Origin of the sequence: Sphingomonas pseudosanguinis (assembly GCF_014196255.1) — a bacterium.
GTDB lineage: Bacteria > Pseudomonadota > Alphaproteobacteria > Sphingomonadales > Sphingomonadaceae > Sphingomonas > Sphingomonas pseudosanguinis.
Map to the genome: position 1 here is coordinate 1 of NZ_JACIDH010000003.1, position 18426 is coordinate 18426.

Below are 18426 nucleotides of genomic sequence, written 5' to 3' on the forward strand. Positions count from 1 at the left end.
ACCGGCAGAGAACGCTTCGCGCTGGTTGCGCCTCCGGTCGGGCTACGCCCGCCCTACGCCGCAACCAGCGCGAACGGTGCACCCGTCATACCCGTCACGCTGCTCGACGAAGGGGGTCCCTTTTGGACGCCGATAGGGGGTCCTTTTTGGACGCCGATTGACACGCGACAGGATGCGCGCCAAGGGCAAGGCGCCAAAGACCATCCTTATCGCCGTCGCACGGCAGCTCCTCGTCATCCTCAACGCCATGATCCGAAAGCGACAGCCTATCGCTCTCGCATGAGCATCACAGTTGCCCCCAGGGGAGGAAAGAGTGCAAAAAGGGCGGGAACGGCATCTGTGCCATTCCCGCCCGTGAAGGGACCCCAAGACCCGTAAGGGATCAGAAGCGGAAGCGGACGCCCACGCCGTAATAGCGGCCCTCGTCGCGCACGTCGCGCGGGTAGGACAGGCCGTTGCCATAGCTGCGGTAATTGTTGAACGGCTTGGCCAGCAGGTTCGCCGCGTCGAACGCGATCGTGATTTCCTTGGTCAGGTTGTAGTTGAACGCGAAGTCCAGACGCTGGACGCGGGTCGTGCCCTCGCCATTGTAGAAGCCGTCGCCGTTGATGAAGTTGCCGTTCAGGAACGCGTCGCGATTGTTGAACGACAAACGGGTCGAAACGTCACCCTTTTCGTAGAACAGCGCGACGTTGTAGGTCCATTTCGACAGACCGGTGATCGGCACGAACGGCGCTTCCGTGGTGCCGCCGGCCGAGGCGAACAGATTGGCGGGGTAACGCTGCTTGCCTTCCAGATAGGTGACGTTCGCCTGGATGCCGAAGCCGCTCCACAGACCCGGCAGGAAGTCGAAGAAGGTCTGGCCGCCGACTTCCACGCCCTTGATCCGACCCTTGCCGGCGTTTTCGGGCCGGCTGATTTCGATCAGGCCATAGACGGGGTCGATCGTACGGTTGACGTAGCGGTCGATGAACCCGTTCAGATCGCGGTAGAATACCGCCGCCGTGATCGAGGCGGTGGGCGAGAAGTAATATTCGACCGTCGCGTCGTAGTTGGTCGAGGTCAGCGGCTCGAGATCCGGGTTGCCGCCGCTGCCAAAGGCGTTGGGCCGGGTGTTGAGGCCAGCGGGGAAGCGTGGATCGAGCGGCTGGTCGGGGATCACCGCCTGCGTATTCTGAGCGATATTGAGCGCGGGGTTGAGCTGGCCGAACTCGGGCTTGGTCCGCGTCTTCGTCACGCCAAAACGCACCTGCAGCTTGTCGTCGGGCCGGATGCGCAGCGAAAAGTTGGGCAGTACGTCGACATAGTTGGCACGGGTCGTACGGAGCTCGCTACGCCGCACGCCATCGAACTCCACGGTCGAGATACCCTGATAGGTGCCCACGGTATTGACGACACGCGTACCGATCAGGCCATCGAAGCGGACCTTGCCCAAATAGAATTCATACTTCGCCTGGCCGTAAAAGGCATAGGTCTGCTCATCGGCGAGGAACGCTTCGAGCGGGTTGAGCTGGACGTTCTGCGTCGCGAACCGGCCCAGCGCCTCGCGATAGCCGGTATCGCCCGGATTGGCCGCGACCAGTCGTGCCAGCGCGTCGTACGAGAATTGGCGAAGCTGCGCGGCATTGCCCGCGATGCCGTCGCGGCTGGGCATCAGCCAGCTGCGGAAGCCCTGGTTGGTACGGAACGCATCCTGCGTCAGCCCCAGATCGCCGGTCGGCGTCTGTGCCAGTCCGATCCCCAACGGCTCGGTATAGGCATAGCGGTTGCCGCGCTTGAGCGAGGCGTCACGATCGGTCCAGCGTACACCCACTTGCAGGCGTGGGAACAGCGACGAGTCGGTTTCCAGGTCCAGATCGGTGCGCCACTGCCACCCCTTGCCCTGCACGCGGTAGGTCGCCTCGAAATAGCCGCGCCAGATGTAATTGGCCGGATTGCTGGCCTCGAAGCCCGGCAGGTCGAACGACACGCCATTGTCGACGAAGAAACGGACATCAGCGGTCGGCGCCCGGGAGAAGGCGGTGTCGAAGCTCCACTCGTCCGAACCGTACATCGAGTTGGTATAGGCCAGATCGGTCGACAGATGCGCGCGGCCGATATCCCATTTGGCGCCGCCGGCGGCCTGATAGGTGTTGGTATAGCCCTTGACCGTGCTGCGATACGCTTCGGGGCGGAAGCCGCCGATCTTGGTCAGGCTGTCGACCTGCTCGGGCTGGCCGGGGCGCAGCACGACGTTGCTGAGCGTCGGATTGTTGTCGAGCAACGGCACGCGGAACCAGTCATTGGCGATCTCGCCGCGATAGCCCTGATAGAGGAAGTCGTAATAAAGTTCGAGGTTGTGGGCCGGGCGCCACTGGACGCTGGCATTGACCGCCGGGCGCCAGCGCTTGCCGCTGTCGTTATAGACGCCGACCGCCGTCGGAATCTGGAAGTTGCGGCCGACCGAGGCGGGCAGGATCGTCGTGCCGGCGGTCGGCGAGGCGGTGTTGCCCTCGCCCCAGCGCACCGCGTTGCGATATTGCGCCTGGGTATAGGCGGCGTTGATCAGCCAGCCGATCTCACCGATCGCGGTGTCAGCACGCTGGCTGACCAGCAGATTGCCGAGCGGGTCGAACTTCTTGCTCTGGTCGTTATAGGTGCCCCGCACGCCGCCCGCGACGGTGAAGCCCTTTTCGAAATCGAAGGGACGGCGCGAGCGCACGTTGATCAGGCCCGCTAGGCCCGGTTCGAGCAGGTCGGCGGTGCCGGACTTGTAGACTTCCAGACCGGCGAGCGCGCCGGCGGGGAAGTCCTGAAGCGCGGCGCGGCGATTCTCGGCGGTGAAGATGTCGCGGCCGTTGAAGGTGGTCGCCACGTCGGGCAGACCGCGCACCAACACCTGGGTCACTTCGTCGCTGTAGCGGTTGACCTGGATACCGGTCACACGGGCCAGCGATTCGGCCGCCGTGTTGTCGGGCAATTTGCCGATGTCCTGCGCCACGATCGCGTCGAGGATCGCGTCCGAATTGCGCTTGATCGCCTGCGCGCTGCCCAGGCTGGCGCGGTAGCCGGTGACGACGATGTCGCGCGGATCGACCTCGCTATCCAGATTTTCGGTCGCCTGGGTGCCGGGGCTGCGACCGGCGGCGCTGGCCGTCGCCTGCTCCTGCGCGACGGGCGCCTGCGCCTCGATCGGCGCATTGGGATCGGCGGCGCGCGCCGCCTCGGCCGGGGTGGCCTGCTGCGCGGCGGCGGGGGCCGCGATCAATGCCAGCGGCGCCGCCGACAGCAACAAGACGTGGTGCTTCATACCCAGATCCCCTCCTATGGCCCGAACTTTCGGTGCCTGTGTCGGGATCATTTGTCTGACTATCTTATACCGCCGTCAAGGCTTTATGAACAATCTATGAAACGACTGTAACAGCGTGGATTTTGGGTCACACCTGCGCAAAACCGGGCAAAACGCATGTTAGCGCAATCAGTGCTGATATTATTCAAGAAAATCGGCCATCCAACAATTGTGTCCGCCATGCCGACATTTCGGGACTTTGTCTGTGTTAATTACGATGGCGTCGGCATGACGGGATTCCTCAGATCAGCGTCGGCCCGTTGGCCAGCGGCTTGCCGAAATCGGGCGTGCCATCGGCACGATAGCCAAAGCGCTGCACCCGCGTATCGCGATTGGGGTCATAGAGCGGATCGCCGGTGATCTTCTCATAATCGCGGGCATGATAGACCAGCACGTCGCGCCCGGCGCGGTCGACCGTGAAGCTGTTATGGCCGGGGCCATAGATGCGACGCTCGGGCGCGCTTTGGAAGACCGGCTCGGGCGACTTGGTCCAGGCGGCCGGGTCCATCAGATCGGCGTCGTCGCGCGCGGTCAGCATGCCCATGCAATAGCGCGCATCGGTGGCGCTGGCCGAATAGGTCATGAAGACGCGCCCGTTGCGGATCAGGGGTGCCGGCCCCTCGGCGACCTTGAACCCCCGAATTTCCCAGGGCAGCGTCGGTACGGTCAATCGGGTGGGCTTGGCGGCCAGCGTCGTCGGGCTGGCAAGCGGTGCAAGATAGAGGTTGGAGTTGGTCTCGATCCCCGGCTCCTGCTGCGCCCAGGCGAGATAGCGGGTGCCGCGATGGACGAAGGTCGTCGAATCGAGCGTGAACGTGTCCCACGGCGTCTCGAGCTGGCCGCGCACCGACCAGCGACCCTTGACCGGATCGGGTCCGTCGCACTCCAGCACATAGGTGCGGATGTGGAACACGTCGCCGCCATCGCCGGCTGCGACATAGACATACCAGCGGCCATCGATCTGATGGATTTCGGGCGCCCAGATATGCCCGGCCATCTTGCCCGATGCCGGCCGCCGCCACAGCACCGTCTCGGGCGCGGTCGCCAGCCCGGCGATGGTCTTCGCCCGGCGCAGCACCACCCGGTCATATTCGGGGACCGAGGCCATGAAGGTATAAAGCCCATCGGCCTGCAGTGCGATCTGCGCATCGGCGCGCTGGCGGATCAGCGGATTGGTCACGCGCTCGCCCCCGGTCGTACGCCCCGCCTTCGCCAGCAGCGGCGCGGCGGCCAGCGCCGCACCCCCCGCGACCCCGCCCGCGATCAGCGCGCGCCGGGTCATCTCGATCTTGGTCATGGATTTTCCTTTCCGACAAAGGGCCAGCCGGCCGCGTCCCAACGCAATCGGACGATGCGCAGCGTCGGCGTGCCACTGGCCGCTGCGTCATAAGCATGGTGGATCAGGTAATCGCGGCCGTCGCGATCCTGCAGGACGCCGGCATGGCCCGGCCCGCGAAACCGGTCGCGCCCCGCCGCATCGGCCTGCAACAGCACCGTGCCGCCACCGTCCAGCATCGGACGGCCCGCGCGATCGACATAAGGCCCCACGATTGATCGCGCCCGCCCGACCGTCAGATGATAGCTGCTCTTCGTGCCCCGACAGCACAGGTCGAACGACACGATCAACCAGTACCAGCCGCCATGGTCGATGATGAAGGGCGCCTCGATCGGGTTCGCGCCGCCATCCCCCTCCCCGGGCCCGCGTCGCGCGATCGGCTGGGGAACCGCACCCGGCGCGGGCTTGCCGGTGCGCGGGTCGAGCCGGACCAGCTGGATACCACCCCAGAAACTGCCGAACGCCAGCCATTCGCCGCCCTGCCGATCACGGGCGAAGGCGGGATCGATCGCATTATAGGGATCGCCCGCCTGGGAGGCGACGACCAACCCCTCGTCGCGCCAGCCATAGGCCGGGCTGGCGGGGTCGAGCGTCGCGGCGGTGGCCAGCCCGATCACCGAGCGCTGCTGCCCGAAGCGCGACACCGAGTAATAGAGGCGATAGCGATCCCCGACCCGGGCAATATCGGGCGCCCACATCTCACGCGCGCCCGGCACCGCCACCAGCGCCCAGTCGGGAATGGCACCCAGCGGCGATGGCAGCGCGGTCCAGTGTCGCAGATCGCGCGACCGCCGCGCGACCAGCGGCACCCGCCCCCGCTGTCCGGTCGAATAGGCGTAATAGTCCTGGCCTTCGCGGATCAGGACCGGATCATGCGCAGGGGCCATATCGCCCGAGAGCGCCAAATGCTGTCCGGCAGCCCCCACCGCGACCGACGACAGGGCCGCCCCGAGGAACAGGGAACATGCGCCGCGCGGGCTCCAAAATCGGCGCAAACCGCGCATGGTCGCTGACGTCCCTCCCCTCACAAGGCCATGATTTGTCTGGCCATTGGGAGCAGCGATATAGTCCGACATATGGCATGGCAAGCGCCATTCGCTTACATGCATGACAAGGTGGTCATCCTCACCCGCATCGCCGTCCGATCGCCCCCCTTGTCGGCGCTCGACGGACACGGCACTAAGCCGCCATGCGGATCGCGATCATCGATACCAGCAGCACGCGCGCGGCGATCATCTCGGATGGCCTGCGCGAGGCGGGGCTGACCGATCTGGTGGTGATCGACCCCGGCGGCCCGCTCGCCGCGCAGGTGGAGCGCGCCGCGCCCGAGGTGGTCCTGATCAATCTCGAAAATCCCAGCCGCGACGTGCTGGAGGATTTCTTCGCCATGTCGCGCGCGCTCGACCGGCCGATTGCGATGTTCGTCGACCAGTCGGAGCCCGAGGCGACGATGGCGGCGGTCGATGCGGGCGTGTCCGCCTATGTCGTCGATGGCCTGGCCAAGCAGCGGATCAAGCCGATCCTCGATCTGGCGGTGCGCCGTTTCCAGGCCTTTTCGCGGCTCCAGACCGAATTGGCCGAGGCGAAGACCGCGCTGGCCGACCGGCAGGTGATCGACCGGGCCAAGGCGATCCTGATGCGGCGGCGCGGGCTGGACGAACCCGCCGCCTATGCCTTGCTGCGCAGCCACGCCATGACCACCAACCGCCGCATCGCCGACGTGGCCGAGGCGATCGTGACCAGCGAGCAGTTGATGGGAGACGTGCCATGAGCGCCGAGATTTTCCGCATCGGCTTCCTCCCGCTGGTCGATGCCGCGCTGCCCATCCTGGCGCACGAACTGGGCTTTGCCGAGGCGGCGGGGGTCGGGATCGAGCTGGTTCGCGACGTGACCTGGGCGGCGGTGCGCGATCGGTTGCTCTATGGCCATACCGATGCCGCGCATCTGGTCGCGCCGCTCGCCATCGCCACCGCTTTGGGCCGCGACCGGCCGGCGGTGCCGATGGCGGTGCCCTTCGTGCTGGGGCTGAACGGCAACGCGATCACCGTCTCGACCGTGCTCGGAGACGCCATCGGTCTCGGCGAAACGCTGGGCGATCCGGTGGCGATCGGGGCTGCCCTGAAGGCAGAAGCGGCGCAGCGGCGTGCGGCGGGCAAACCGCTGCGCTTCGGCGTGGTGCATCGCCATTCCAGCCATAATTACATGCTGCGCTACTGGCTGGCCGGGGTCGGCATCCGCCCCGATCACGATGTCGAGATCGTCGTGACCAGCCCGCCCTTCGCCGCCGACGCGCTGGCGGCGGGCGAAGTCGATGGCATCTGCGTCGGCGAGCCGTGGAACTCGATCGCGGTCGATCGCGGTGTCGGCCGGATCGCGCTGGCCACCGCGCAGATTTGGCGACGCGGGGTCGAGAAGGTGCTGGCGATGCGCGCCGACCGGGCCGAGGAGCGGCGCGACGGCGTGCTGCGCCTGATCCGCGCGCTCCATGCCGCCGCCGCCCATTTCGTCGATCCCGCGACGGTGGAACAGAGCGCCGCCATCTTGGCACGGCCGCATTATCTCGACGCCCCCGTCGATGCGATCCTGCGCGCCATCACCGACCGCATTCGCGTGGTGCCGGGCGGCAACCCCGTCCATTATCCCGACTTCATGTTCCAGTATCGCGAGGCCGCCAACTTCCCATGGCGCAGCCAGGCGGGCTGGCTCTATGCGCAGATGGTCCGCTGGGAGGGCCTGCCCTTCTCGAACGCGGATGCCGCGACCGCGCAAGGCGTGTTCCGCCCCGACCTGTACCGCGCCGCGCTCGCGGGCTCGGGCGCACCGCTGCCCGGCGCCAGTTCCAAGCTGGAAGGCGCGCTGGCCGAGCCGATCGGCGCGGGCTCGACGCAAGGACGACTGGTGCTGGGCAGCGACCGCTTCTTCGACGGGCGGGCCTTCGACCCGGACGATATTCCGGGGTATCTCGCCGGCCTGCCCTGAACCCGAAAATCCGCGCTTGCCGTCGAAGGGCCGGGACTTGCAGGATGCATCCCGGTCATGATCTCCAGCAGGGGCCGGCGATGGACAAGCTCGATCTGAAAAAGCAGCTTCGCGACCTGTTCAATCCTCCGAAGCACGATTTCGTGGAAATCATTGTCCCGACCTTGTCGTTCGTGAAGATCGACGGCGCCGGCGATCCCAATACGGCACCCGCCTATCGGACCGCGGTCGAATGGCTGTACGGCGTCAGCTATGCGATGAAGTTTGCCGCGAAGGACGGATTGGCGCGCGACTATGTCGTGCCGCCGCTGGAGGCGCTATGGTGGGCCGACGATCCGGGCAGTTTCGTGCGGCGCGAAAAGGACCGCTGGCAATGGACCGTCATGATCATGGTCCCCGACTTCGTCACACCCGCCATGTTCGAGGACGCGGTCGCCAAGACATTGGCCAAGAGGGACGACCGCCCCGCCTCGCTGCGCTTCGAACCCTATGCGGAGGGCCGGTCGCTCCAGATTCTGCACATCGGCAGCTATGACGACGAAGGCCCGGTCCTGAAGCGCCTGCACGAAGCGGTGATGCCGGGACGAGGCGTCACCTTCGACGGCCCGCATCACGAGGTGTATCTGAGTGATCCCCGCAAGACGGACGCGGCCAGGCTCAAGACCATTCTGCGTCAGCCGGTCCGCGCTGTCACGTAACGCCGCTGGCAAGAGACAATCGGGCATGGGTTTGCTGCGATTGCGAAAGGGACTTGCGCCCGCATCGCGATTGAGGCAATTTTCGATTCGCCCGGCAATGGCGTCGGGCACGAGATAGCAGCGGATGCCGCTCCAATGACGGGGTAGCGCGCTGGCGGACGCGGGATTATTCCCGCAATCCGTTTGGAGGCAACGAAGCCGCCAGGATGTGACCCACGGGTCCCACGTCCTGGCGGCTTTTTCTGTTTGGGCCTTATGGCCCCCGGAGACGGCACGATGGCGACGGCATTCTGGGACGACACCGAAAAGGCGAAAGCGGCCGATGACGGCGGCTTCTGGTCGAGCGGGCATACGCCGACCCTGATCGCGGCATTCCTCTACTTCGACCTGGCCTTCATGGTCTGGGTGCTGCTCGGCCCGCTGGCGCCGCAGATCTCCGCCAGCCTGGGGCTGACCCCGGCGCAGAAGGGCGTGATGGTCGCGGTGCCGACGCTGGCGGGCGCGGTGCTGCGGGTCGTCAACGGGCTGCTGGTCGACCGGATCGGGCCGAAGCGCGCGGGCGCGATCAGCCAGTTGATCGTCATCGGCGGGCTGTTCGCGGCCTGGGCGCTGGGGGTGAACAGCTTTGGCGGAACGCTGGCACTGGGTGTCATTCTGGGCTTTGCCGGGGCGAGCTTCGCCATCGCACTGCCGCTCGCCAGCCGCTGGTATCCGCCCGAGCATCAGGGCAAGGCGATGGGTCTGGCCGGCATGGGCAATTCGGGCACGGTGCTCGCCGCCCTCTTCGCGCCCGCGCTCGCCAAGCTGTTCGGCTGGAACGCCGTGCTGGGTCTGGCCTGCCTGCCGCTAACCCTCGTCTTCCTCGCCTATATGGTGATGGCCAAGGATGCGCCGGGCGCACCGCCGCCCCGCCGTCTGGTCGAATATCTGTCGCCGCTTCGCCAGGCCGATGCCTGGTGGCTGATGGGCTTCTATGCCGTCACCTTTGGCGGGTTCGTCGGGCTCGCCGCCAGCCTGCCCATCTATTTCACGGACCGGTTCGGGCTGACGCCGGTGCAGGCGGGGTACGCGACGGCGGCCTGCGTCTTCGCCGGGTCGCTGGTGCGGCCGATGGGCGGGGCGCTCGCCGATGCGATCGGCGGCGTGAAGGCGCTGCTCGCCGTGTTCGCCGCCGCCGCCGTCACGCTGACCGGCGTGGCGATGGTCGACGGGTTCGCGGCCTCGCTGGCGCTGTTCGTCCTCTCCATGCTGGCGCTGGGGGTCGGCAACGGCTCGGTGTTCCAGCTGGTGCCGCAGCGTTTCGCCGCCGAGATCGGCGTGATGACCGGGCTCGTCGGCATGGCGGGCGGGATCGGCGGCTTCTACCTCGCCTCGTCGCTGGGGTTCGCCAAGCAGTGGACGGGCAGCTTTTCGGGCGGGTTCCTGATCTTCGCCGCGCTGGCCCTGGTCGCACTGGCGGGCCTGATGCTGGTCAAGACCCGCTGGCGCCGCAGCTGGGGCGCGGCCGAGGGCGTGCGGATCTGATGCTTTTCCTCTTCCACGGATCGAACCGATGAAACACGAAGTCGTCACCCCTGCGAAGGTCGATACCCGCGAGCACCTGATCGTCATCGGCAACGGCATGGCCGGATGCCGCGCGGTCGAGGAATTGCTGGCCCGCGATCCCGCCCGCTATCGCATCACCATCTTCGGCGCCGAGCCGCTGGTGAACTACAACCGGATCATGCTGTCGCCGGTGCTGGCGGGTGAGAAGACCTTCGACGAGATCGTCATCAACGGCCATGACTGGTATGCCGATAATGGCATCACCCTGGTCAGCGGCGATCCCGTCACCGCGATCGACCGGGAAGCGCGGACCGTCACCGCCAAGAGCGGCATGGTGCTCGACTATGACCGGCTGCTGATCGCGACCGGCTCCGATCCGTTCATCATCCCGGTCCCCGGCCACGACCTGCCCGGCGTCATCAGCTTCCGCGACATGAAGGATGTCGAGCATATGCTCGCCGCCGCCGAGCGGGGCGGCAGCGCGGTGGTGATCGGCGGCGGCCTGCTGGGGCTCGAGGCGGCGCATGGGCTGAGCTTGCGGGGCATGACCGTCACCGTGCTCCATCTGATGCCGACGCTGATGGAGCGGCAGCTGGACGAAGCGGCGGGCTGGCTGCTGAAACAGGCGCTGGAGGCGCGCGGCCAGACCGTGCTGACCGGCGCCGACACCGCCGCGATCCTGGGCGACGGCAAGGTGGAGGCGATCCGCCTGAAGGACGGACGCGAAATCCCCGCCGATCTGGTCGTGATGGCGGTCGGCATCCGTCCTTCGGTCGCGCTCGCCCGTGCGGCGGGCCTGGAGGTCGGGCGCGGGATCAAGGTGGACGACCATATGGTCACCTCCGACCCGCGCATCCTGGCGGTCGGCGAGTGTGTCGAGCATGACGGACAAGTCTACGGGCTGGTCGCGCCGCTCTGGGACATGTGCCGCAGCCTCGCCGATGCGCTGACCGGCAGCCCCAGCGGCTATCGCCCCACCGCCACCGCGACCAAGTTGAAGGTCGCCGGGCTCGACGTGTTCTCGGCGGGCGATTTCGGCGGCGGTGACGGCGCGGAGGACATCGTGCTGCGCGACGCGAGCCGTGGCATCTACAAGCGCGTCGTGGTCAAGGACGACCGGATCGTCGGTGCGGTGCTCTACGGCGATACCGCCGACGGCAACTGGTATTTCGACCTGCTCAAAAAGGGCGAGAGCGTCGGCGATATTCGCGACGCGCTGATCTTCGGACAGGCCTTTGCCCAGGGGGGCGCCCTCGCGGACCCTAAGGCGGCCGTTGCGGCGCTTTCCGACGATGCGGAAATCTGCGGCTGCAACGGCGTGACCAAGGGCAAGGTCTTCGCCTGCATCGACGGCGGCGCGCACAGCCTGGATGCGGTGCGGAGCGGCTGCAAGGCGTCGGCAAGCTGCGGCTCGTGCACCAACATCGTCGAGAGCCTGTTGTCGATCCGGTTGGGCGGAGAAGTCGAGGCCGGGCCGAAAACCATGTGCAAATGCACCAGCTTCGGCCATGACGATGTACGTCGCGAGATCGTCGCACAAGGAATGAAGTCGATCCCCGAGGTGATGCAGAAGCTGCACTGGTCGACGCCTGACGGTTGTTCGTCCTGCCGCCCCGCGCTCAATTACTATCTGCTCTGCGCGCTGCCCGGCGAATATCAGGACGACCAGCAGAGCCGTTTCGTCAACGAACGCATGCACGCCAATATCCAGAAGGACGGCACCTATTCGGTCGTGCCGCGCATGTGGGGCGGGATCACGTCCCCGAAGGAACTGCGCGCGATCGCCGATGTGGTCGAGAAGTTCAACGCGCCGATGGTCAAGGTGACGGGCGGCCAGCGGCTCGACATCTTCGGCATCAGGAAGGAGGACCTGCCCGCCGTCTGGGCCGATCTGAACGCGGCGGGGATGGTCTCGGGCCATGCCTATGGCAAGTCGCTTCGCACCGTGAAGACCTGTGTCGGCTCCGAATGGTGCCGCTTCGGCACGCAGGATTCGACCGGGCTGGGCGTCAAGCTGGAGCGCGCGACCTGGGGCTCTTGGATGCCGCACAAGTTCAAGATCGCGGTGTCGGGCTGCCCGCGCAACTGTGCCGAGGCGACGATCAAGGACTTCGGCGTGGTCTGCGTCGACTCAGGCTACGAACTCCATGTCGGCGGCAATGGCGGGATCAAGGTCCGCGCCACCGACCTGCTCTGCAAGGTCGCGACCGAGGCCGAGGCGATGGAGATGTGCGCCGCCTTCGTCCAGCTCTACCGCGAAGAGGCGCGCTATCTGGAGCGGACCGCGCCGTGGATCGAGCGGGTGGGCCTGGCCTACATCCAGTCGCGGCTGTTGCCCGATGAGGAGGCGCGCGCCGAACTCGCCCGCCGCTTCTTCTATTCGCAGAGCTTCTCGCAGGATGATCCCTGGGCCGCGCGCGTCGCGGGCGAGGAACGCGAAATCCATGCGCCGATGGCGCGCTTCACGCCGCAGGAGGAAATGGCATGACCTCTGGTTCTTTGGCAGGCGACTGGCTCGATATCGGCTGGGTCAACGAAATCCCGGTGCGCGGTGCCCGCACCGTGCAGGTCGAGGGCGGCCATGACATCGCCGTCTTCCGCACCGGCGAGAACAAGGTCTTCGCGCTGCTCGACCGATGTCCGCACAAACATGGGCGGTTGAGCCAGGGCATCGTTCATGGCGGCGCGGTGGCCTGTCCGCTGCACAATTGGCGGATCAGCCTGTCGACCGGCGAAGCGCTGGGCGAGGACAAGGGTTGCACGCCGGTGGTGCCGGTGAAGATCAGCGGCGGCCGCGTCCTGATCTGCCGTGCCAGCACCCTGAAGGCGGCGGCGTGAGGGGCTGTCATTCCTCCCCTGTAAGGGGAGGGGGACCATGCGCAGCATGGTGGAGGGGTGTAACCCTATCGAGAGGGCGACACCCCTCCGTCAGCGCTGCGCGCTGCCACCTCCCCTTACAGGGGAGGAATAAGTGACAGCCATCAAAACCACCTGCGCCTATTGCGGCGTCGGCTGCGGCATCCGCGCGACCGTGACCGGCGACCGCCAAGTCCGGATCGAGGGCGATCCCGACCACCCCGCCAATCGCGGCAAGCTCTGTTCCAAGGGCACGCATCTGGGCGAAACGGTCGGCCTCGAAGGCCGTCTGCTCACGCCCATGATCGGCAAGCGCCGCGCGTCGTGGGACAAGGCGCTCGACCTCGTCGCCAAGCGCTTCCGCGACACGATCGCGCAGCACGGCCCCGACAGCGTCGCCTTCTACGTCTCCGGCCAGTTGCTGACCGAGGATTACTACCTCGCCAACAAGCTGATGAAGGGCTTTATCGGCTCGGCGAATATCGACACCAATTCGCGGCTCTGCATGTCGAGCGCGGTGGCGGGCCATACCCGCGCGTTCGGCGAGGACATCGTTCCCGCCACCTATGAGGACATCGACGCCGCCGACCTAATCGTGCTGGTCGGCAGCAATACCGCCTGGTGCCACCCGATCATCTATCAGCGTATCCGCGCCCGGTGCGACGCCGGCGCCAAGCTGGTGGTCATCGATCCCCGCCGGACCGAGACGGCCGAGCAGGCCGACCTGCATCTCGCGCTGCGCCCGGGCAGCGACGTCGCGCTGATGAACGGCGCGCTCGCCTGGGCTCGCGCGGCGGGCGTGGTGGACGCCGATTTCCTTACCGCCTCGGTCACGACGCCGGAGGATTTCTGGACCACGCTGGACGAAGGCAGCGACCTGTGGTCGGTCGCCAAGACCTGCGACGTCGCGCCGGCCGATCTCCGCCGCTTCTACGAACTGTTCGCCGCCACGCCGCGCACCGTCACGCTGTTCAGCCAGGGCATCAACCAGTCGACCACCGGCACCGATCAGGTGAACGCGATCCTCAACCTCCACCTCGCGACCGGGCGAATCGGCAAGCCGGGCGCGGCCCCCTTCTCGATCACCGGACAGCCCAATGCGATGGGCGGCCGCGAGGTCGGCGGGCTGGCCTCGACACTAGCCGCGCATATGGACTTCGCGCCCGAGAACCGCGCGCGCGTCCAGCGCTTCTGGGCCGCCCCCACCATCGCGCCCAAGCCGGGATTGAAGGCGGTCGACCTGTTTCGCGAACTGGGTCAGGGGCGGATCAAGGCGCTGTGGATCATGGCCACCAATCCCGCCGTCTCGATGCCCGATGCGGGCGCGGTGCGCGAGGCGCTGGCCGCCTGCCCCTTCGTCGTGGTCAGCGACGTGATCGCCGAGACCGACAGCTCCGCCCACGCCCATGTCCGCCTGCCCGCCGCCGCCTGGGGCGAGAAGGACGGCACCGTCACCAATTCCGACCGGACGATCAGCCGCCAGCGCGCGCTCTTTCCTCCGCCCGGTGACGCGAAACCCGATTGGTGGATCATCAAGGAGGTCGGTCGCCGCATGGGCTGGAAGACCGCCTTCGCCTATGACCGCCCGGCCGAGATCTGGCGCGAACATTGCCGTCTATCCCATTATGAAAATGACGGTTCGCGCCTGTTCGCGCTGCCCGGCCAGTCGAGCGCCGGCAATGCGGACTATGACGCGATGCAGCCGTTCCGCTGGGGCGGCACGCCCTTTGCCGATGGCCATTTCCCGACGGCCGATGGCCGTGCCCGGCTGGTTACGGTCACGCAGAAGCCGCTTCCCGCACCGCTGCGCGACTGGCCGCTGACGCTCAACACCGGCCGCTATCGCGATCACTGGCATACGATGACCCGCACCGGCCTCGCCCCCAAGCTGGCCCGCCACCGCGAGGAGCCGCTGGTCGAGGTGCATCCCGACGATGCCACGCGCCTGAACCTGACCGATGGCGGGCTGGCACGGGTCGGCACGCCGCAGGGGACCAGCCTCTATCGCGTGTCGGTCAGCACCGGACAGCGGCCGGGCGAGCTGTTCGTACCCATCCACTGGACCGACCGGACCGCGACCGGCGGCCGCACCGGCCTGCTCCCTCGCCCGCTGACCGATCCCTATTCGGGCCAGCCCGGCTTCAAGCGCACCCCCGCCAGCATCGCCGCCGTCGCGACCCGCTGGCGCGGCTTCGTCATCCTGTCGGGCGAGGCGAATGCGACGCCCGATTGCCTGTGGGCAACCCGCGTCGCGGTGCCCGGCGGCTGGCTATGGGAAGTGGCGGGGGATGGCGACCCGGCGGCGCTCGACGCGCTGCTCCCCCGGGGTCAGCGGATCGAGGCGACCGACCCCGCACGCGGGTCGCGGCGCGTCGCGGTGATCGCCGACGACCAGCTCGCCGCCGTGCTGTTCGTGACCGAGCGTGGCGAATTGCCGTCGCGCGACTGGCTGATCGCGCAACTCAGCGCGCCACAGGTCGCGCCCACCATCCTCGCGGGTCGTGCCCCCGGCGCGCAGGTCGATCGGGGCGCGATCGTCTGCGCCTGTTTCGACATCGGCGTCCGCACCATCGTCGCGGCGATCCGCGACCAGCAACTGGCCGATGTCGCCGCGATCGGCGCCGCACTGGGGGCTGGCACCAATTGCGGATCGTGCCGCCCCGCCCTCGCCCGCCTGCTCACCGAAGCCCAGGAGCCTGCCCATGCGCATGGATGATTTTCCCGCCGGTTCGGTCTGGCTGGTCGGTGCCGGGCCCGGCGATCCCGAACTGCTGACGCGCAAGGCCGAACGGCTGATCGCCGCCGCCGACATCGTCTTCTACGACGCGCTGGTCGGACCGGCGATATTGGCGATGGTCCCCGTATCGACCGAGCTGACCAGCGTCGGCAAGCGCTCGGGCCGCCATTCGAAGGACCAGGGCACGATCGACAGCCTGATCGTCGCCGCCGCGCGCAGCGGAAAACGCGTCGTCCGACTGAAGGGCGGCGATCCGTCGATCTTCGGCCGCTCGACGGAGGAGATCGATGCCTGCCGCGCAGCCGGGATCGCGGTCCATATCTGTCCGGGCATCACGGCCGCGAGCGCGGCGGCGGCGTCGGGCCTGATCTCACTGACCCTGCGCGGCCTGTCGCGTCGCCTGACCCTGGTCACCGCGCATCTGCGCGCGGGCGAGCCGCTGTCGCTCGACTGGCCGGCGCTGGCCGCACCCGATGCGACGCTCGCCGTCTATATGGGCCGCGCCGCCGCGCCCGAAATCGCGCGCCAGCTGATCGCGGCGGGGATGCCGGCGGACACGCCGGTGATGATCGCGGTCAACGTCTCGCTGCCGACCGAGCGGCTGATCACCGGCCGCCTCGACGCGCTGGGTTTCCTGACCCGCACCATCGGCGACAAGGACCCTGCGCTCCTGCTGATCGGCGAAGCGGTGGGCGCACGCCGGCTCCCGGCGGAACGCCGATCCTGCGACATGGCGGAGATGGATACCCGGTTGTGACCGGAAGTGGTGCCCCTGGCCGGACTCGAACCAGCATGCCTTGCGGCGTTCGATTTTGAGTCGAATGCGTCTACCAATTTCGCCACAGGGGCAGCGAAGAGGCGCTGCTAGACGAGGGTGACGTACGGTGCAAGCGCCGATTGTCGCCAAGGACGAATCAGCCGCACTCGCCCAGCAGGATACAGCCCGACACACCGAGCGTCGCCACCAGGACGATCGCCATCGCGACGACATAGAGCGGCAGGATCAGCAGCATCGTCCGCCGCCGCAGATCGAGCATGCCCAACCCGATCAGGCCGGGCAGAATCGCCAAGGCCGCCAGACCATAGCCCAGGACCGGCGCCGGCAGGCCGGTCCTGGCCGGCTCCGACCATAGGAAAGCCAGCCACAACAGCGGCGGCGCCAGCAGCATGAGGCCGGCTCCAGCGATCCGGCGCGCGCGTGGCGTTCTTCGCATGGCCATGGCTTAGCGTGTCAGGATCGGGTGCGATCGACAAGCATCGAATCTCCGACCCTAATTGGTCGGCGGCCGCTGGCGATAGCTGAGCGCCTCGGCGACATGAATGCGGCCGATCTGATCGGCCCCCGCCAGATCGGCGATCGTGCGCGCCACCCGTAGCACGCGGGTATAGCCGCGCGCGGTCAGCCGCATCCGCTCCGCCGCCTCGACCAGCAGGGCGCGCCCCGCATCGTCAGGCGTCGCGAACCGTTCGAGCCAGAGGCCGTCCGCCTCGGCATTGGTGCGGATCGTGACCGGCGCATCCCGGTAGCGCGCGGTCTGCAGCGCCCGTGCCGCCGCGACCCGCGCGGCGACGACCGCCGACGATTCGGCGGCGGCGGGGGCGAACAGATCGACCGCGCGGACCGGCTGCACCTCGACCGACAGGTCGATCCGGTCGAGCAAAGGCCCGGAAATCTTCGCCTGATAATCCGCCGCACAGCGTGGTGCCCGCGCGCAGGCCAGTGCTGCGTCGCCCAGATGGCCGCAGCGGCACGGGTTCATCGCGGCGACCAGTTGCACCCGCGCAGGGAAGGTCACATGCGCATTGGCGCGCGCGATGCTGACCGTGCCCGTCTCCAGCGGCTGGCGCAGCGAATCGAGCACCGCGCGCTGGAATTCGGGCAGTTCGTCGAGGAACAGCACGCCCAGATGCGCCAGACTCACCTCGCCCGGCTTGGCCTTCAACCCGCCGCCGGTCAGCGCCGCCATCGACGCGGAGTGATGCGGCGCACGGAAGGGTCGTGTGCGGGTCAGCCGCCCCCCGGCCAAAGTGCCGGCGACGGACTGGACCATCGACACCTCCAGCGCCTCCGCCGCGTCCAGCGGGGGAAGGATACCCGGAAGGCACGCCGCCATCAGCGATTTGCCGGAACCGGGCGGGCCGCTCATCAGCAGGTTATGTCCGCCTGCCGCCGCGATCTCCAGCGCGCGGCGGGCGTTTTCCTGTCCCTTGACCTGCGACAGGTCGGGGCCGGACACGCCCTCCTCGACCAGCCCCGCCTCGGGCAGGGGCAGCGCCGAGTGGCTCTTCAGATGGTTGATCAACGACAACAGGTCGGGCGCGGCGATCACCGAACCGCCACCGGCCCAGCTCGCCTCCGCGCCTTGTGCCGCGGGACAGATCAGCCCCTTGTCGACCGACCCGGCATGGATCGCCGCCAGCAACACGCCCGGCGACGGCCCGATCCGGCCGTCGAGCGCCAATTCGCCGACCACGACATGGTCGGCCAGCAATTCGGCATCGACCACCCCCATCGCGGCCAGCAGGGCGAGCGCGATGGGCAGGTCGAAATGCGATCCCTCCTTGGGCAGGTCGGCGGGCGACAGGTTCACCGCGATCCGCTTGGGGGGCAGGGCGAGGCCCATGGCGGCGATGGCGGCGCGCACGCGTTCGCGGCTTTCGCCCACCGCCTTGTCGGCCAATCCGACCAGATTGAAGGCGGGCAGGCCGGCGATCAGCTGCACCTGCACCTCCACGGCGCGCGCCTCCAGCCCCAGATAGGCCACCGTGGACACGATCGTCGCCATAGAATACCCCCCGCGCGGGCTCTCCCCTGCCCGCCCGCTTTCCCTGCAAAGGAAGCGGCGCGACCGCAAGGGGAAGATGGGTGGGCACCAACCGTGCACAGCCGATTGACTTGAAAGCCCGCTTTGCGTAAGCGGCTTGCCACCAAGGCCGTCCTCGTGGC

At 67.6% G+C, this 18426-nt stretch carries 13 protein-coding genes and 1 tRNA gene; 8 read left to right on the top strand and 6 right to left on the bottom strand.

The window, feature by feature from the left end:
* Nucleotides 1–382 precede the first annotated feature (382 nt).
* The 3 genes from GGR48_RS05990 to GGR48_RS06000 all read right to left on the bottom strand — a co-directional run bounded on the left by GGR48_RS05990 (nt 383) and on the right by GGR48_RS06000 (nt 5551).
* Nucleotides 383–3289, bottom strand: coding sequence for a TonB-dependent receptor (locus GGR48_RS05990; protein WP_183950995.1), 2907 nt, complete (start codon nt 3287–3289; stop codon nt 383–385).
* 280 nt (nt 3290–3569) lie between these two features.
* On the bottom strand, nt 3570–4625 hold the full coding sequence (locus GGR48_RS05995; protein ID WP_183950996.1) for a family 43 glycosylhydrolase: 1056 nt from the start codon (nt 4623–4625) through the stop codon (nt 3570–3572).
* Entirely contained in the window at nt 4622–5551 is a 930-nt protein-coding gene (locus GGR48_RS06000) for an arabinan endo-1,5-alpha-L-arabinosidase (RefSeq protein WP_240456032.1), read from the bottom strand. The genes GGR48_RS05995 and GGR48_RS06000 overlap by 4 nt, the downstream gene beginning before the upstream one ends.
* A gap of 302 nt (nt 5552–5853) precedes the next feature.
* Between GGR48_RS06000 and GGR48_RS06005 the strand changes: the two genes are divergently transcribed.
* From GGR48_RS06005 to cobA, 8 genes are all read left to right on the top strand, one after another.
* On the top strand, nt 5854–6435 hold the full coding sequence (locus GGR48_RS06005) for an ANTAR domain-containing response regulator (protein ID WP_183950998.1): 582 nt from the start codon (nt 5854–5856) through the stop codon (nt 6433–6435).
* A complete protein-coding gene (locus tag GGR48_RS06010; protein ID WP_183950999.1) occupies nt 6432–7643 on the top strand; it encodes a CmpA/NrtA family ABC transporter substrate-binding protein in 1212 nt (403 codons plus the stop codon). Before GGR48_RS06005 ends, GGR48_RS06010 begins: the two co-directional genes overlap by 4 nt.
* 44 nt (nt 7644–7687) lie before the next feature.
* Nucleotides 7688–8341 (top strand): GyrI-like domain-containing protein, encoded by a 654-nt coding sequence (locus GGR48_RS06015; protein WP_206362479.1) that lies wholly within the window; start codon nt 7688–7690, stop codon nt 8339–8341.
* Nucleotides 8342–8617: 276 nt separating this feature from the next.
* Nucleotides 8618–9865 (top strand): nitrate/nitrite transporter, encoded by a 1248-nt coding sequence (locus GGR48_RS06020; RefSeq protein ID WP_183951000.1) that lies wholly within the window; start codon nt 8618–8620, stop codon nt 9863–9865.
* A 28-nt stretch (nt 9866–9893) separates the two neighbouring features.
* Nucleotides 9894–12374, top strand: a complete 2481-nt coding sequence (gene nirB / locus GGR48_RS06025; protein WP_183951001.1) for a nitrite reductase large subunit NirB — start codon at nt 9894–9896, stop codon at nt 12372–12374.
* Nucleotides 12371–12724 carry a nitrite reductase small subunit NirD gene (gene nirD, locus GGR48_RS06030; protein WP_183951002.1) on the top strand — a complete coding sequence of 118 codons (354 nt, stop codon included), beginning with the start codon at nt 12371–12373 and terminating at the stop codon, nt 12722–12724. The genes nirB and nirD overlap by 4 nt, the downstream gene beginning before the upstream one ends.
* 133 nt (nt 12725–12857) lie before the next feature.
* Nucleotides 12858–15458, top strand: a complete 2601-nt coding sequence (locus tag GGR48_RS06035; protein ID WP_183951003.1) for a molybdopterin-dependent oxidoreductase — start codon at nt 12858–12860, stop codon at nt 15456–15458.
* Entirely contained in the window at nt 15451–16236 is a 786-nt protein-coding gene (gene cobA, locus GGR48_RS06040; protein WP_420854064.1) for a uroporphyrinogen-III C-methyltransferase, read from the top strand. Before GGR48_RS06035 ends, cobA begins: the two co-directional genes overlap by 8 nt.
* Before the next feature lie 7 nt (nt 16237–16243).
* On the opposite strand, the gene GGR48_RS06045 is transcribed toward cobA, so the two are convergent.
* The 3 genes from GGR48_RS06045 to GGR48_RS06055 form a co-directional block, all read right to left on the bottom strand.
* Nucleotides 16244–16328: transfer RNA gene (locus GGR48_RS06045), tRNA-Leu, on the bottom strand.
* 65 nt (nt 16329–16393) lie between these two features.
* A complete protein-coding gene (locus GGR48_RS06050; RefSeq protein ID WP_183951005.1) occupies nt 16394–16648 on the bottom strand; it encodes a hypothetical protein in 255 nt (84 codons plus the stop codon).
* Nucleotides 16649–16750: 102 nt separating this feature from the next.
* Entirely contained in the window at nt 16751–18265 is a 1515-nt protein-coding gene (locus GGR48_RS06055; RefSeq protein ID WP_183951006.1) for a YifB family Mg chelatase-like AAA ATPase, read from the bottom strand.
* Nucleotides 18266–18426 lie beyond the last annotated feature (161 nt).